Origin of the sequence: Rossellomorea sp. FM04394, from assembly GCF_041889765.1 — a bacterium.
Taxonomy (GTDB): domain Bacteria; phylum Bacillota; class Bacilli; order Bacillales; family Bacillaceae_B; genus Rossellomorea; species Rossellomorea aquimaris_B.
This window is the reverse complement of record NZ_CP168654.1, coordinates 3,731,523-3,749,671: the sequence shown is the minus strand read 5'-3', so window position 1 is coordinate 3,749,671 and position 18,149 is coordinate 3,731,523. Positions and strand designations below refer to the sequence as shown.

11 protein-coding genes are annotated in these 18,149 nt (G+C 41.5%); 9 read left to right on the top strand and 2 right to left on the bottom strand.

Features of this window, described 5'->3' with window-relative positions:
• Window positions 1-8: 8 nt before the first annotated feature.
• The 4 genes from qoxB to ACCB35_RS18905 all read left to right on the top strand — a co-directional run bounded on the left by qoxB (window position 9) and on the right by ACCB35_RS18905 (window position 4,457).
• Window positions 9-1,973 (top strand): cytochrome aa3 quinol oxidase subunit I, encoded by a 1,965-nt coding sequence (gene qoxB / locus ACCB35_RS18920; protein WP_374054856.1) that lies wholly within the window; start codon window positions 9-11, stop codon window positions 1,971-1,973.
• Between the two features lie 2 nt (window positions 1,974-1,975).
• Entirely contained in the window at window positions 1,976-2,587 is a 612-nt protein-coding gene (gene qoxC, locus ACCB35_RS18915) for a cytochrome aa3 quinol oxidase subunit III (protein ID WP_044338257.1), read from the top strand.
• A complete protein-coding gene (qoxD, locus tag ACCB35_RS18910; RefSeq protein WP_374054855.1) occupies window positions 2,587-2,886 on the top strand; it encodes a cytochrome aa3 quinol oxidase subunit IV in 300 nt (99 codons plus the stop codon). Before qoxC ends, qoxD begins: the two co-directional genes overlap by 1 nt.
• 182 nt (window positions 2,887-3,068) lie before the next feature.
• Window positions 3,069-4,457 (top strand): M20/M25/M40 family metallo-hydrolase, encoded by a 1,389-nt coding sequence (locus tag ACCB35_RS18905; protein ID WP_374054854.1) that lies wholly within the window; start codon window positions 3,069-3,071, stop codon window positions 4,455-4,457.
• Window positions 4,458-4,578: 121 nt separating this feature from the next.
• Here the strand turns inward: ACCB35_RS18905 and ACCB35_RS18900 are convergent, their stop codons facing one another.
• A complete protein-coding gene (locus ACCB35_RS18900) occupies window positions 4,579-5,001 on the bottom strand; it encodes a VOC family protein (protein WP_374054853.1) in 423 nt (140 codons plus the stop codon).
• A gap of 148 nt (window positions 5,002-5,149) precedes the next feature.
• On the bottom strand, window positions 5,150-5,518 hold the full coding sequence (locus ACCB35_RS18895; protein ID WP_374054852.1) for a cytochrome-c oxidase: 369 nt from the start codon (window positions 5,516-5,518) through the stop codon (window positions 5,150-5,152).
• Between the two features lie 222 nt (window positions 5,519-5,740).
• On the opposite strand from ACCB35_RS18895, the gene ACCB35_RS18890 reads away from it, so the two are divergent.
• From ACCB35_RS18890 to ACCB35_RS18870, 5 genes are all read left to right on the top strand, one after another.
• Window positions 5,741-6,370 carry a methanogen output domain 1-containing protein gene (locus ACCB35_RS18890; protein WP_374054851.1) on the top strand — a complete coding sequence of 210 codons (630 nt, stop codon included), beginning with the start codon at window positions 5,741-5,743 and terminating at the stop codon, window positions 6,368-6,370.
• A gap of 158 nt (window positions 6,371-6,528) precedes the next feature.
• Complete coding sequence (gene aspA, locus ACCB35_RS18885) at window positions 6,529-7,959, top strand: aspartate ammonia-lyase (protein ID WP_374054850.1); 1,431 nt, start codon at window positions 6,529-6,531, stop codon at window positions 7,957-7,959.
• 233 nt (window positions 7,960-8,192) lie between these two features.
• Window positions 8,193-9,464, top strand: coding sequence for a helix-turn-helix transcriptional regulator (locus ACCB35_RS18880; protein WP_299743397.1), 1,272 nt, complete (start codon window positions 8,193-8,195; stop codon window positions 9,462-9,464).
• 321 nt (window positions 9,465-9,785) lie between these two features.
• On the top strand, window positions 9,786-13,964 hold the full coding sequence (locus ACCB35_RS18875; protein ID WP_374054849.1) for a S8 family serine peptidase: 4,179 nt from the start codon (window positions 9,786-9,788) through the stop codon (window positions 13,962-13,964).
• Window positions 13,965-14,450: 486 nt separating this feature from the next.
• Complete coding sequence (locus tag ACCB35_RS18870) at window positions 14,451-17,876, top strand: S8 family serine peptidase (RefSeq protein ID WP_374054848.1); 3,426 nt, start codon at window positions 14,451-14,453, stop codon at window positions 17,874-17,876.
• Window positions 17,877-18,149 lie beyond the last annotated feature (273 nt).

Sequence of the window (18,149 nt, the reverse complement as noted above, 5' to 3'; positions counted from 1 at the left end):
GACACTAGATGTTTGATTTTATTAAAGATAATTTAATACTCAATGATCCGTTGATTCTTGGAGCCAACATTTCCATCGTTTTCACCGTTATTGGGATCGTTGCGACCCTTACGTACTTTAAAAAATGGAAATGGCTGTGGAATGACTGGATCACGAGTGTTGATCATAAAAAAATCGGGATCATGTATATCATTGCTGCATTGATCATGCTCTTCCGCGGAGGAGTGGACGCGCTTTTAATGAGGGCGCAATTGACGGTGCCTAATAATGAATTTTTATCATCACAGCACTATAATGAAATTTTCACGACTCATGGTACGATCATGATTTTATTCATGGCGATGCCATTTTTACTTGGACTAATGAACGTCGTAGTCCCTCTACAAATCGGTGCAAGGGACGTTGCATTCCCATTCTTGAATAACCTGAGCTTCTGGTCATTCATGTTTGGGGCGATCCTCTTCAATATGTCTTTCGTATTCGGTGGATCACCGGATGCAGGATGGACGAACTATGCACCACTGGCGATTGAAGGGAGTCCTGGACCGGGAATTAACTATTACCTCCTCGGCTTGCAGATTTCCGGGATTGGTACGTTATTAACGGGGATCAACTTTGTCGTCACGATCATTAAAATGCGTGCACCTGGCATGACGCTTCTACGTATGCCGATGTTCACATGGACGACATTGATCACAGCATTCATCATTGTATTTGCTTTCCCGATCTTGACGGTGACATTAGCGTTGATGACATTTGACCGATTATTCGGTACGCATTTCTTCACGCTTACAGCCGGAGGGAATCCGATGCTCTGGTCGAATTTATTCTGGTTATGGGGACACCCGGAAGTGTACATCGTTATTTTGCCTGCTTTCGGTATTTTCTCAGAAATCATTGCAACTTTTGCTAGAAAAACATTGTTTGGTTATAAATCAATGATTATCTCACTTGTGGCCATTTCAGGGTTAAGCTTCGTCGTGTGGGTTCACCACTTCTTTACAATGGGCGGAAGCGCTGCGGTTAACAGTGTATTCTCGATTTCGACGATGGCGATTGCGATACCGACCGGGATCAAGATATTTAACTGGTTGGGTACCCTTTACAAGGGACGGATTGAATTCACCGTTGCCATGATGTGGTCGGTTGCGTTCATTCCGACATTCCTGATTGGTGGAGTGACAGGTGTCATGCTCGGTATGGCTGCAGCCGATTTCCAATATCATAATAACTACTTCTTGGTTGCTCACTTCCACTACACGTTGATTGCCGGTGTCGTGTTTGCCTGCTTCGCAGGACTTGTATACTGGTATCCAAAAATGTTCGGACACAAGATGAATGAACGAATCGGAAAATGGGCTTTCTGGTTCTTCTCTATCGGTTTCAATGTATGTTTCTTACCGCAATTCGTCTTAGGATTTTCAGGTATGCCAAGACGTGTGTACACATACGGACCGGAAGATGGCTGGACAGCATTGAACGTCATCTCTTCCGTCGGGGCTTTCGGAATGGGAGTAGGATTCATGATCATCGTCTATAACGTTTACTATAGCTATCGTTTCGCAAAACGTGAACTATCAGGGGACGCTTGGGATGGACGTACGCTTGAATGGGCGACCAGCTCTGCGATTCCACCACACTATAACTTCGCTCATGTTCCTGAAGTGAAGAGTGCGGATGCTTTCTACTATATGAAACAAGAAAGAAAAGAATCAGGCAAACCGGAAAAGGTTGAGTACAAACCGATCCATATGCCGAGTAATGCAGGGACACCATTCATCATGTCCGGGTTATTCTTCGTTGGAGGATTTGGCCTGGTATTTGAACTGTGGTGGATGGCGATCCTTGCCCTCATCGGTATTTTCGGATGCATGGCATTCCGCTCACTATTCTCACACAAACAGGATGCTGGTTACTATGTAAGTGTGGAAGAAATAGAAAAAACGGAAAATCCGTATAAGAGGGAGGCGTGAATATGGCACATAGTACGAATGTAGATCCAAATACGCCACTTGAATATCAATCGGAGATCGGGAAACTGAATATTTTCGGATTCTGGGTTTTCCTGGGTGCGGAAGTAGCTCTATTTGCCACTATTTTCGCGACATTCTTTGCCCTTGAAAGCGGCACGGTTGGGGGTCCGCTTCCATCTGAAGTGTTTGATCTGAAGAATACAATCATCATGACGTTACTATTATTGATCAGTAGTTTCACGTCAGGGTTATCAATAAATGAATTAAGAAGAAGAAATGTCAAAGGGATGATGGTCTGGCTGATCATCACATTGCTCTTTGGCGCAGGTTTCCTTTACATGGAAATCACGGAATTCCTTCACTTGATCCATGAGGGAGCCGCCATGGGAACCAATGCATACTGGTCTTCTTTCTATCTATTGACCGGAACGCATGGTCTCCACGTATCATTAGGTATTCTATGGATATTACTTGTGATGTTCCAGGTGAAAAGACAAGGCTTAAATCCAGATACCGCTAAAAAACTATTCGTATCCAGCTTGTATTGGCACTTCTTGGACTTTGTATGGATCTTCGTGTTTACAAGCGTGTACTTACTGGGGATGGTGGGATAATGGAACAGAATACAGCGAATCACAGTCGTATTCCTTGGACACAGATCATTGGTTTTGTCTTATCCATTGCATTGACATTTTTAGCCGTTTGGTTTGGACTTTACGCAGGACTTGCGTACAACGTAATGGTTGCTCTTGTATTTGTGCTCGCATTCATCCAGGCTGCAATCCAGTTGTTTATGTTCATGCACGTAACAGAAGGTGAAGGCAGATGGCAGGTAGGGAAAATGATGTCAGCTGCGTTTATCGCCCTTGTGATTGTCATTGGATCGATTTGGGTATTGAGTAATATGCATTAAGTGGAGAGAGACTGTTGAATACATTTCAACGGTCTCTATTTTTTTATTTTCTACAAAAAATAAATCCTATAAATTGTAAAAATAGTAAAATTTTACTGGTAGTTTCGCCTCTTATTTCGTTTTACGAAATAATGTATGATTCAGTATATTCAAACTATTAATCTATCAGGAGGATTTGATTGTTGAAAAAACCGATTGTATCTCTTACGCTTGCCGCCACTCTATCCATTGGAGCCTTTGGGTTACAGCCCGCTTTTGCTAAAAGTAGCGAAGTCGGATATCACCATGTTCAAGACCACTTTGATAAGAAACTATTAAAAAAGATTGAAGCCGAAAAAATCTATCAAAACATTGATTACCTATCAAAGGTTCCACGAGTAGCAGGAACAGATTCTGAAGAAAATGCTGTTCACTATATTAAGGAACAATTTGAATCGTATGGTTATGATGTAGAAATTCAGCCATTTACGTTTTATGGCTATACACCACCTACTACGATTGAGCTGTCTGTGGAAGGTCAACAAGGGGAGTATGCGCCAAGAGCATTTACATACTCAGTCAGTGGGAATGCAACGGGTGAACTTGTTGATGCCGGTCTTGGAAAGAAGGAAGATCTTCAAGACCATGACCTGACGGGGAAAATTGCCCTTGTTGAACGTGGAGAAATCAGTTTTAGTGAAAAGGTATTAAATGCAGCTGAAAAAGGTGCGGTCGGAGTCATCATTTATAACCATTCAGATGGACCATTAAGCGGTACATTAGGGGAACATAATGAGGACTTCGTGCCGGCAGTTTCCCTATCAAAAGCAGAAGGTGAAGCACTTTCAGCTGAGTTGGGAAAATCGGTTACCATTACGATCGAAGGAGCGGAAACAGGAGAAAAAACGTCTCATAATGTGATCGCAACAAAGCACCCAAAAAATAAAAAGAAAGCGACTGACGATATTATTGTCGTAGGTTCTCATCATGATTCAGTAGCCGGAGCTCCCGGGGCAAACGATGATGCCTCAGGTACAGCGATGACTCTCGAACTTGCACGTGTCCTGAAGAATGAGCAGACAGATACGGAAATCCGCTTTATCACATTCGGTGCAGAAGAAGTAGGATTACTAGGTTCCTCACACTATGTCGAGACGTTATCAGAAGATGAAATTGATCGTACGGTAGCTAACTTCAACCTTGATATGGTGGGTAGCAAAGATGCAGGTGACCTTGTTATGCTTACTCTCGATGGGAAGCCTAACCTCGTGACGGAGCTTGCCCAGAAATCAAGTGAAAAACTAAACGGTGAGGCGACACCATATGGTCAGGGTGGACGCAGTGATCATGTTCCTTTTGCTGAAGTGGGAATCCCTGCTGCACTATTTATCCATAGCCCTTCAGAACCTTGGTATCATACACCGGAAGACACCATTGATAAAATCAGTAAAGAAAAGCTTCAAGATGTAGCTGAAATCGTGGGGTCTGCTGTTTATGACCGTGCCAGAGTTGACTACAAGGGTCCGAAGGCTAAAAAAGGTCCTAAACTAAAGGCGAAAGAGGAAATGTTTTACGAGCAGGAAATAAAGTAAATCCTATCAATCCAAACAGACCTCAATAACAAAGATACAAGTTAGTTTTTACTAATCGACTAACAAACCACTAAATATGAAAAAATCAGCCTTTTCCTAAAAAGGCTGATTTTTTTTGAGTTTATTCTTCCTCACTCTCATAATTAAACTGCCACTGAATACCGAACTTATCGGTCACCTGACCATACAACTTGCTCCAGAATGTCTCCTGAAGCTCCATATCCACCTTCCCGCCTTCTTTCAGTTTGTGGAAACGGGTTGTCAACTCTTCTGTATCCTTGCTTACCAGAGCCAGGGTGATATTGTTTCCTTCTACAAAAGGCATATCAGGAAACACGTCGGAAAACATGACGTTGCTGCCATCGATTGTCAGTCTTGTATGTAACACCAGGTTCTTAGCTTCTTCAGGCAGGGGATAATCCGGATGGGGAGGTGCTTCTGCAAATGTCATGATCTGCGGTGGCTCTGTTCCGAATACCTCTGCATAATATTCAACGGCTTCGCGACAATTTCCATTAAAATTAAGGTAAACATTGACTGACATCAAAATCACTCCTATGCTTGAAATGTACTTCATACCTATTGTACCACTGGTCTTTATACAAACATAAATTATTTTAGAATAATCAAAAAATAGATTGGGCAATTTAAAAAAGCCCAATCCTTACTCGTCAGGACGGGGCTCTTTTATACTATTCCGTTTTTAATTCTCTTAAAATATTGACCCCGAAAAGGAGTATGCCGACTGTCGTCAGGAAACCGCCTGCTGCAATAAGGGGGACGACGGCTTCACTTCCAAGTACTAAGAAAAATAATCCAATCATCATAAGGGGCAAGCCGACATTGTGAAGCCAGAAATGAGCTTTAGCCAGTTTAGTAGAAGATACTGCCGGGAATAAGTGATAAATAAGACCTGCTAACGTTAGGGCAGTCCAGCCTAATAAGTTAATGTGGACATGGACCGGAGTCAAACTGTAGTCATGGACCATGGACATATACAGTCCGATACACACACCAATCATAAAGTAGACGACAGAAATTTTGATCAGTTTAATCCCCATCTAATCTCCCTCCTTTTCTCTGGTAATATATGAGAATTTAGACCTATATAGAACTTGGGTTCCGTCTATGTATCTATTTTAATTTCAAAAAATAGGCAGATGGTGTTTATTAGGTGTTATACTGAAAGAAATGGCTATTCATCTGTCTTTACAGAATTTTCATGGTCATAAATGTAAGCGGTTTAATATAAGCGTCCCTGGATAAAATGAAGGAGTGATAAAGTGGAAACTAAGACATCATTAACCGGCACGATTTTCTTAAGTAAACTCATCACTCAATATGCGTATATACATCAGAAAACGGTAGGAAAAACAGCGGATGAATACATTCGTCAAATCGGTCTTCGTACAGGGGAATGGATTGAGGGATTATATGGGAAGAAAGGTGAGGAATGGACGGTCGACCGATATGCAGAGGTCATTGTCGATTTGAAAAATTCAATCGGTGGGCATTTTTACATATCTGAAGTATATCCTGATCATGTCGTCGTGAAGGCTACGGCTTGCCCATTTGGAGAAGCCGTTAAGGACGCCCCTCATTTGTGCAATATGACATCAAGCGTATTCGGAGGGATTGCATCCCGTCAATTCGGTTATTCGAAAGTGGTTTTACGGAAAAGAATAGCGGTTGGGGACTCAGGCTGTGAGGTAGCGGTATATTTCCGTGAAACGGATGACGAAGAAGGAGACGTCTACAGAGACTTACATTATACTCCTGATCTTGGCAATCCATTTCAATGGGAAGAAGAAACCATTCGTTTATTAAACGAACAGCTAAAGCACAGTGATGAGCTCGTCATGAAACTTGTGGATGAGCTGGAAATGTTGCGGGAGCAGGTAAAAGAGAAATAATAGTATGCTAGAAAAGCCGGCGGATACCCCGCTGGCTTTATGTTTATTTGTATAGGATGCAAAATTTTGGGTTTTGTCATTAATCGTTGCCTACTGTGTCAGGAATTGATAGAATCATCAATTAGAGAAACTGTAAATTTAAAATGAGGAGCAGAAAAATGATAAATGTCACTAGTGGATTTAGAATAGAAAAAGATTTTCTTGGAGAAAAAGAAGTACCTGAAGATGTGTACTATGGGATCCAAACGTTACGGGCAGTGGAAAACTTTCCGGTTACGGGGTATAAAATCCATAAAGAGATGATCGATGCCTTAGCAGTCGTAAAGAAAGCGGCAGCATTGGCAAACATGGAAACTACACGCCTTTATGACGGAATCGGTCAAGCCATCGTTCAGGCTGCTGATGAAATCCTGGAAGGGAAGCTTCACGAATTCTTCATCGTAGACCCGATTCAGGGAGGGGCAGGAACTTCTATCAATATGAATGCCAATGAAGTCATTGCCAACCGAGCTTTGGAACTCATGTCCCATCGAAAAGGGGAATATGGGAAGGTGAGCCCCAACAGTCATGTGAATATGTCACAGTCAACCAATGACGTATTCCCGACGGTCATCCATATTTCCACACTGAAATTATTAGAGAAGCTTCTCGGCACAATGGAGCATATGCTGAACGCCTTTAAAATGAAAGCCCAAGAGTTCGATCACGTCATTAAGATGGGACGTACCCATCTTCAAGATGCTGTTCCGATTCGCCTTGGCCAGGAGTTTGAAGCGTATAGCAGGGTGGTGGAGCGTGATATTAAACGGATCGGACGAACACGGGAGCACCTCTATGAAGTAAATATGGGGGCTACTGCAGTGGGAACTGGATTAAACGCGGATCCTGTTTATATCAAGAGCGTCGTGAAACATCTGGCTGATATCAGTGGTTTGCCATTAACGGGGGCTGAGCACCTTGTCGATGCTACGCAAAATACCGACGCCTACACAGAAGTTTCGGCTGCACTGAAGGTATGTATGGTCAATATGTCCAAGATCGCCAATGACCTGCGTATGATGGCTTCAGGCCCAAGGGCCGGACTTGGTGAAATTTCATTGCCAGCAAGACAGCCTGGTTCTTCCATCATGCCTGGTAAAGTGAATCCGGTCATGCCTGAATTGATCAATCAAGTAGCCTTTCAAGTCATGGGGAATGACCAGACGATCTCGTTGGCGTCAGAAGCCGGCCAGCTTGAACTGAACGTGATGGAACCAGTACTCGTATTCAACCTCCTTCAGTCCATCAGTATCATGAACAATGCGTTCAGAAGCTTTACGGACAATTGTCTTGTGGGAATTGAAGCGAATGAGACACGTATGAAGGAATATGTTGAAAACAGTGTGGGGATCATCACGGCTGTTAATCCTCATCTGGGATATGAGGTCGTATCCAGAATCGCAAGGGAAGCCATTTTAAAAGGGAAATCAGTGAGAGAGCTTTGTTTGGAATATGATGTTCTGACAGAAGAAGAGCTCGATTTGATCTTGAACCCTTATGAAATGACGAACCCGGGGATTGCTGGGCGCGTGCTTTTTGATCGGGAATAGGTATTAAAAGTATACCGAATGAATTGAAGAATTAAAGATCAAAAGCTGGCTCTTTAGAACGGAATGAGAGCCAGCTTTTTTACATTTTTCCTTTAAAAGGTAAAAATGTATATTCATTTATAATTTATATATATTATCCACTTAGATGAGGATAATTACTTACCTTTAATAGCTTATAAGAAACGAATATCCTATGTATAATGATAGATATATACAAGGGGGGAAGTGAAGCAATGTCTATAGGCAGGATCATCTACTATCATCGAAAAAAACAAAATAAAACACAAGAGCAGCTTTGCAAGGGGATATGTTCAACCACTCATTTAAGTAAGATTGAGAACAGTTCTAAAGAAGGGAATCTGGAAACATTAGAATTACTTTGTAAGCGACTTGGTGTATCAATCGAAGAGGAAACGGCAAAGACACTTTACTTGAAACGCCAGCTAGCCCAATTCTATGAAGCGATTGAGAGACTTCATCGAGATCATGCCGAAAGACTGTATCAGGAGTTACAAAGACATAAAGACTATATCCAATGTACGGAAATGGTTTACTTATTTGAGCTTTACATGCTTCGATATCAATTATTCACGAACAACCCAACCGAATATGAACAGGCTTCTCTTGGACTCAAAAAGAATATGAGTAAATTTTCATCGTTTGAAAAGTATTTATGGGAGTTCTTTCAGGGAATTTATTACGGACAGAAACAGCAATACTCCAAGGCGCTTTCCATCTTTGATCAAATAGAGGATAGAGCCGATCTCTATAGTGAGAAAGTAACAGATTATTATTATTATAAAGCGGCTAATCATGGGTTATTGAAGCATTTTACTTTGTCTCTGCATTACTCACACAAGGCATTGAGGATTTTTCAGAACACTGGGAACATTTTGAGGATACTCCATGTGAAAATCGGATTATCGGCTAACTTGATTTATATTAACGATTTTGAACGTGCAGAAGTCATGTTGCATACGGCCTTAAACGATGCAGAGATGTTAAAGGATAACGAAACGAAAATTACCGCCCTTCATAATTTCGGATTGCTAAATAGAAAAAAAGGAAGGCTTCAAGAGTCGTTAGACTATTTCTCCCAGTCCCTCAAATTGAAAAAAAAGCATACAATGGGGTATTACGGCACATTGATTGAAATGGTACAAGTGTTGCTGGACTTGAACGAGAGGGAAATAGCAATCAATCTTTTGCAGGAGAACCTAAAAGATTTTAAAGATCAAGAGTCCGTTAAATATACGGAGTTGATGGTGTTGTATTTAGATGCGACAGAGGATGATAAACGGCTTAGCGACTATTTAATCGATCGTGGTCTGCCAATGATGAAGCAATATGATCGTTATAAGGCCGCGTCATTTTCAGAACGACTAGCGGTTTATTTTAAAGAGAAGGGGGACCTGATTTCTTCCAATCACTATCTTCAATTATCGAATGAGCTATTGAAAAAGTTAATCTTTAACCATATTGAACCTCTTCAAATAAAAAAGTAAAAACAAGCGACTGCTATTGGTTGCTTGTTTTTTTACTTTTATAAGAAATTTAATAGGGATTATTCCCCTTTCAGTAAAGGGTGTATTTACCTATTTGTAAGGGTGTAGGAAATAAAAAATAGGTACAAAGACTAATTCATGCGAAACTTTCCCAACTTTCTTCATGACTTAATAGAGAAATGCCATAAAAAAAATAGAATCTTTAAGATAAATGTCGGAAAGTGTAAAGAATTTTCCCAATTAACAGTCATATTAAAGAAGATTAAAATACAAATTGTAAACAACTCTACGCTAATGGATGAATATAAGAGGGGGAAAAGTATGAATAAGAAACGTTCAGCCAAGATCTTGACGGTTGCACTGGCTACAAGTTTACTAGGCACATCAGGGATGCCATTTAACGTGATGGCAGAAGGTTCGCCAAATCCGTCTAAGTTCACACAAGTAAAAGATGTAGAAAAGACGTTGATGAATCTATCGGATGAGCAGAGAAGTGCTCTTAAACAGATCGAAGCGAAACCGGATTTTGAAATCGCTCCGAATATCAATACAGAAAGCGAAGGACTCGTTGATGTCATCGTTGAATTCAAACAGGCACCTGCTAAAGTGGAAGTGATGAAGCAGGCGGCTAAGGGACTCCGAACGACTACTAAAGCAGCGGCTGAAAAGGTAGAGAAATCTCACAGTGAATTCAAACAAACATTCCATTCTATGAAAAATAAAAAGAGTGCAAGCTCTGGATTACAAGATGCGAAGATCACGAAAGAATATCGTTCCGCCATCAATGGTGTCGCGATGTCCATCCCGGGAAATGAGATTGATAGTTTGCTGGATTCCGGGGTCGTGAAACGTGTATGGAAAGATGAAGTCGTTCAGCTTGAACTTCCGGAAATGGAAGGGGAAGCTTCTGAATCTAAAATGATGGATAGTATCCCGCAAATCAATGTAGATAAACTTCATGATGAAAATATAACAGGTGAAGGAATCAAGGTCGGAGTACTTGATACAGGAATTGACTATCATCATCCTGATTTGCAGGATGCCTATAAGGGTGGTTATGATTTCATTGATAACGATAATGACCCTATGGAAACAACCTATGAAGATTGGCAGAATTCAGGTAAACCTGAGGTCAATCCTGCTTCTGGATCAGCCTACTACACGGAGCATGGTACACATGTCTCGGGAACGATTGGCGGCGAACAGAAAAATACAGTCGACTATGCGGTAAAAGGGGTTGCCCCTAATGTCGATTTATATGGCTATCGTGTTCTTGGTCCGTACGGTGCTGGAACAGCCACAAGTGTCCTTTCAGGGATTGAGCAAGCTGTCATCGATGACATGGACGTCATGAACCTATCTTTGGGTGCTTCAACGAACGATCCGCTATATCCGACTTCGGTTGCAGTTAACAATGCGATGCTCTCAGGAGTGGTGGCAGTAGTGGCAGCAGGAAACAGTGGGCCGGAAGAAGGAACACTTGGAGCTCCAGGTGCAGCGGCCCTCGGCATTACGGTTGGGGCAAGTGATTTTGACATGGATATCCCTACCTTCCAATCCATGAGTGTAAATGGTGAAACATTTGAGAATGTTTTATTATTGGGAAAGAACTTTTCCGATGATTTATCATCTCTTCAAAATCAGTCAAAACAAGTAGTTTTTGCCGGACTTGGATATGAAGCTGATTTTGAAGGGAAATATCTAACGGGGAAAATTGCCCTGATTCAACGTGGTGAAATTGCCTTTGTGGAGAAAATGCAACAAGCGAAAGAAGCAGGGGCTGAAGCTGTCATCATCTACAATAATATAGACGGTGAGATTCAGGCCTATTTAGGAGAAGGATCAGACTATATCCCGACCTTCCGTATGACAAAAACGGATGGAGAGCGTCTGAAAGGGCTAGGCGATAACGCATCCATTACGTTTGGAGATGTAGCGTCTGTCCAAACAGAAGGGGATAACCTGGCCAGCTTCAGCTCAAGGGGACCTGTGGCTGGAAGCTATGATATTAAACCGGATGTTGTGGCACCTGGGGTAGCGATCTTCTCAACCATTCCAGAATATATCAATAGCCCGGAAGAAGGGGTAGACTATTCTGCAGCCTATGCCCGCCTTCAGGGAACATCCATGGCAACACCTCATGTTGCGGGAGTGGCGGCCCTCATGCTTCAAGAAAATCCAAATCTCTCACCATTCGATGTGAAAGCTGCCTTAATGAATACGGCAGAAGACTTGAATGGTGACGTATCCGTATTTGAACAGGGAGCGGGACGTGTGGATGCCTATGATGCAGTACATGCCGATGTATCCATCAAAGTGATGGATACAACAAAAAATCTAAATGAAAATGGTGAAGAGGTCGAGATCGATGAAGAGACGGCATCCATCTCTTTCGGAAGTCACTACAAAGATGACGATGGAATTAAAGCAGACAGCAGGATGATCATCGAGAACAATGGCGGGGAAGACAAGTCATTCAAGGTTGAAGTCGAATACCATGGTGAACGTACAGGTATCAAGGATTCAGCTGCGAACGGCATTCACTTAGACGTTCCGACGAGTGTAGCGGTTGCCGCAAGCGGTTCGAAAGAGATTTCACCAACGATCACGGTTCCGGAAGATGCAGAAGAAGGGCGATACGAAGGATATATTCACCTGACGAATGCAAGTGATGCGAGTGAAACGTACCAGGTTCCGTTTGCGATCCGAGTCACTGGAAAAGGGTTCGACTATCTTGAAACAGACAGGCCCGCTCTTGCGAATAATACGCCTAAGTGGCAGTACTACAATCCGTTTATCTCAGCCGCCTTTCAAATGAAAAACCCGTTGACGAGGATAGACATAGTGGTGAAGGATGGACAATCGGGTGAGGCGATTGGATTCATAGCATCCCTCACACAAGCAGATGCAAAGGCTGACTTCAGGTATTACATTCGTGCAGTATTTGCTGGAGTCGTTTATCCATTTACAAATGATGAACAACATCCGATTTCCGATCAATACGTGGATCTGCCTGAAGGGGACTATAAAATGGAGTTTATAGGGTATGATGAAGAAGGGAAAGCGTATTCGATCGACACTCCTGTTATCGTTGATAATACAAAACCAGAAGTGGAATTTGATAAAGCTCCTGGTGTGTATGAAATCAATGAAGATATGTATACAGAAGAGTTTGGAAAGAAAGCATTCTGGATCCACGGAAATGTGCAGGATGAAACAGTGGGTGTTTTACAATCAAAAGGATTGAATTATGATCAATCTTCGAACAAATTTTTAATAGCAACCGGCTTCCGTGAGTACTTTAATTGTTGTTTCCCTCCAGCAGATTCTGAAGGAGACACAGAGTTTGGTATAGAGCCTTCTGATATTGCAAACGAACCATTAAAGTTAAGCCTGGCAGCTACTGATATCGCAGCAAACGTCAATTACCAAAGATATATCTTCCTTCAAGAAGGTACTGAGTATCTGACTTCTGATTACAATAAGGAAGAAGTCGGGCTAAATGATACTGTAACCATGACGCTGAGCTTGAATAACGTGAAAGATTTCATTTCCGGAGAGTACACGATTCAATATAAAGGGGAAATGTACTCATTCGAATCGGCAAAGCTGAACGGTGATTTTAAAGCTTATGCCGAAGAAAACAGACTTCAAGCAACCCTGCAAGACCCTGTTGTAAGCGGTACTGGATATTACCAGACTGTCACGTTGGGAGCTGCATTGAATGGAGAAGGTCACTCCGGATTAAATGGTGATATGCCCGTTGTGGACGTAACGTTCAAGGTCAATCAAGATGACTGGTTTTACGGATCTGATAAACTTGATGTAACAAAGTCAAGTTACACAAAAGCAGGTGGGGGTGGTGCTGTAACTCTTCCATATTACAGCACATCTTCTTATAACTTCGTGTCCAAACATTCAAGGGTAGAAGGGAATATCAAACCAGAAGCATTTTTGAAGAAAAATGGCAGCGGAAATCTTTATTTACCAAATGGTGTAGTTCAAAATATCGGAGCGAAGGTATATGCCCTATCACCGGATGGTGAAAAATACGAAGGCAGCATTGCTGCAAATGGGAAATACACCATTTATGGTGTTCCGGCTTCACGTGAGACATACAATGTCGTAGTGGAAACACCAGGACATATAAAGACTTATACTCCATTCATACCTGGATTTGAATTAAAGGGTGAAGAGTATGGAAGGTTCGTATCTGGAGGAACCAAAATGGGTCTTGCAGGAGATGTGAATAGTGACAGTTTGATCGACATCAAAGATGTTCAGGATATCGTTGAATATTACGGTAAAGAAAACCCTGAGATTCAAACATATGACCTGAATCAGGATGGAGTAGTAAACGAGACGGACGTTCGATTCATTGAAAAGAACTTCTTAACAAAAGGACCGGATGCGCCTAAAGGGAAATCACCTAAAGAAACCAACGGAAAAAAAGATCTAGCCTATTATTTGAATATGATGGGATTAGAACGAACTGAATAACAAGTAGGCATTAACTAACAAAAGGGAAAGAAATGTTCATGAACATTTCTTTCCCTTTTTCTTATTTCCAATGGGTAGCTTTTTAAACATATAGAGCAATCAGTATGGTGAGTCTATTTTCTTATAATGAATTCTTTTGACATCCTTCTATTCTTTTATTATTAAAATTCCCCCGGTTCCCCCAATTATTTTATAGAATTTTCATTCTTTTTAACTAACAGTCAGGGCTATTTGAAGAGAAATGCAAAAAATGTTGGTATTTTCAGGGTGAAAAGACCCGTTATGCCCTTGTTGGTAAATCGGAACTCCCCCAACAGGAAACCTGATCACTAAACAGAAATGGTTAGAGTATGGTACTCCGTATTCAAACTGATTGAAGGAGGAGGGGAAGTGAAGGGGGATATTCATGATACTTACACAGGAGTACTGTTTCTTCTATGAGATACGTAAAAAGAAAGATACTATTCTATCAAAAAGGGTGAATACATGATGGTTTCGAAGAAAAGTACGTTATCCATTGGATTGATGTCCGTTCTCCTAAGCAGCAGTATGATTACGCCAGCAAGTGCTGAATTCTATCAGTCTAAGGAAGAAAAGGATCCTGCTCATATCCATAAAGGGAAACTCCCATTTATGGATATGGAAAAGAAAGCTACAGATGATCCTTTATACGGACAGGACCTTAAAGCATTCAACTCAAATGAAAGTATTCGCCTAATTGTAGAGGTGGACGTAAATAAGAAACTGGAAACGGCACCTGAAAAGCAGGTAGAGCAAGTGAAAAATACGTTTATGAAAAAGAGGGATGCTTCTTCTAAAATCATACATACGTATTCAACAGGTTTTTATGGATTCAGTATGGAAACGACGATGAAAGACGCAGAGAAAATCAAAGAGCTAGAGGGCGTAAAGGATATTCGTATTGCCAAAACCTATGAGCATATGGATGTAAAGAGCAACGAGCTTGTGGAAGCGATGAATGTATGGACGAAATATAATTACAGCGGCAATGGAATGGTCGTAGCGATCGTGGATTCTGGCATCGACTATCGCCATGAGGCCATGACGCTTTCTGAAAAAGGAAAGAAAAAAGCGAAGTATAATGAACATAACATACAAGATAAGCTTGATGAGTCGGAAGTAGATGATGTTTGGTATACAGACAAAGTACCGACAGGCTATGACTGGGCAGATAAAGACACCAATGTCATTCCTGCAAGTAATTCCCACGGAACCCACGTAGCAGGAATTGTAGGGGCATACGAAGAATCCCAGAAAAAGGCGATGGGAGTGGCACCGGATGTACAGCTATTGGCCGAGAAAGTATTCTCGGATAGTAGAAGTGGTGCATATGACGATGATATTGTGGCTGGAATCTATCATGCGGTGGAGTTTGGGGCTGATGTCATCAATTTAAGTCTGGGATCTGACGCAGGAAGCGTAGACCCGAATGATCCGGTACAACGGGCCATTCAATATGCAACAGAACATGGGGTATTAGTCGTAGCTGCGGCAGGTAACGCTTCTTATAGTACAAAACAAAACTTGCTGGAAAGATCACAATTACCATGGGCCAAAAATCCTGATATCGGCCTTGTTGGCGACCCTGGTGTAACACCATCCGCACTGCAGGTTGCTTCATCAGAGAATGATCAGATGAGTGTCGATGCTTTAAGTTTGAATGATGGAAGTCAGCTTGGATATCAAACACAATCCAGTTCCAAAAAGCTTAGTGATGAACTCGAAGCTGGTCAAGATTACGAATTGATTTTCGCCGGTGAAGGATTTGGCAGCCATCTGGATGGTTTGGATCTAGAAGGGAAAATTGTAGTTGCAAAACCTGCAAAATCGTATGCTGTTTATTCGACTCTTCAATATGACTCAGCAAAAAAAGGGGCAGTCGGACTGATCGTCATTCCACCGGATAAATATCCATCTTATGCAAATTTAAATTTCTCAAGATACACCATTCCAGCCGTTACGACTGGACATACAGAAGGAGATCAATTAATCGAGCGATTACAAAGCGGAGAGAAGATTTCAGTGCAACTGTCAGATGAAGGTGTTTGGGTACAAAACCCGACAACAGAACCGATGTCTTCATTCTCTTCTTATGGTTCACCAACGGATTTAAGCTTTAAACCAGAAATCACAGCTCCTGGAGGAAAGATCAGCTCGACAGTATTGAACAACGAATATGAAACCATGAGTGGAACATCCATGGCAACTCCACACGTAGCAGCTGGAGCGGCTTTACTTCTTGAGAAGTATTACGAGGAGTTAGGTTTACCAAAAAATGAAGAAACGGTCTTAAAAGCGAAGAATGCATTAATGAACACGTCCCAGGTGTTAACGAATCCCGACGATGAAAATTCCTTATACTCACCAAGACGTCAAGGTTCAGGTTTGATGAAGATTGAACAAGCGATTAAATCTCCTTACCTTGTGGAACATGTAGGTGCCCCTTTGGAAAAGGCTGCATCCGTTGCGTTAAAGGAAGTGGACAGAACGTTCGATTTCACATTGGATGTAGAGCCCTTGGCAAAAAAGCTTGAAAAAGCCAATGACCAATATGAAATCGTAGTAGATGTGTTAATGGATGAGACAGAGAAGAAGACATATGGCGGTGTAGAAAGAGAATATCTAACTTTACATTCGATACCGATAGAGGGAGCGGTCGTTAAAATCAACGGAAAACAGATGGGAGACAAGAAAATTCAATACAAACCACGTCGTGATGGCGAAGTGAAGATCTCTGTCACACTCCCGGAAGGGTTAAGCGAAGGTCGTTTTGTTGAAGGGTTTGTCCGCTTTGTTCCTAAAGGAACCTCTGTAAAAGATTTAGCAACTTTAACGATGCCTTTCATGGGATATTACGGCGATTGGGATTCCCTTAATAATATTGATGTGAGTCCGGTGAATGGAGATCCATACTTAGGATATACCGTTCTTTGGAATGACGTAATGGAGTTGCCTATGGGGTATGATACTTCCACAGGAACATTTGATCCAAATAAGATTGGATATTCTAAGAATGCGGTTGCGTCAGGTATATATCCTTCCTTCACGGCGTTTCGTAATTTGAAAGAAATGTCTCTGAAGGTAGAGGATGAGAATGGAAAAACTGTTGCCAACATCACGAATTTCGGTGAATTTACGGAAGATGGCAGCCCGTACCCATTCAGAAAGAACATTATGGGCTATGGAAATTACTCTTATAAGTTCGATGGGATGTTCTGGAGTGGGGAAGATGACGGCGGGAACCAACTTCCTGACGGGAACTATACGTATGTGTATGAGAGTACATTGAATTATGAGGGAGCAGAGCCTCAACAAACGAAAATTCCGTTTAAACTGGATTCTGTTGCGCCAGTTGTTAAGAATATCAAGATTACAGAACAAACGGATGGGAAGTATAAAATTACATGGGGTGTCACAGAAGAAGGAACGAAACATGTCGGAAATTTCATCTGGGTAAATGGCGGTAGTCGTAAAAGCGTATACAGTGATGCAAATGAGTACATTACCGACGAAAAGCCTGAAATTGTCATGATTTCAGCCATAGATGCTCTCCAAAATGTTGGTGTTAGTTATACTGGAAATGAGGAATTGCTGAATGCAGATCCATTTATCAATTATTGGAATGTTTCACGATCCAATGTGAATGAAACGAAACCGGCTTCCATCTTAATCTTTGGCTATAAACGAATAGATTGGCATATAGAGATTTCTAATTCAGCAGGCGAAGTGATCGAGTATGCCGATATTGAAAATGAACATTCAATTTATGGGTTGAAATGGTATGCTGGCACTGAATATCCGGACGGTGATTATTATGTGACTGTCACAGGAACAGATGAAACGGGATTATCGTTGAGGTCTGAGAAGAAAAAAATCACAGTGAAACACTAGAAATGAAACCAGGACTATTCTTTTAAGAGGTTAGTCCTGGCTTTTCTTTATAAGCCGAGTCTAGTAAAAATACTCTCTATCAAATATACGATAATGATCGATTTATTAGTAGGACAATCTTACTTAAACGTAGCTTAAAATAATGATGGAAACAAACTTATACTTAAGGAGAAGGGGCTTTATTTTTGCAAGCTTTAGGATATAGAAACAAATTAAAAGTTTAATATTAGTGTGTTTTCCACTAAATACCTTTACTTATACTTCCTGAATCAA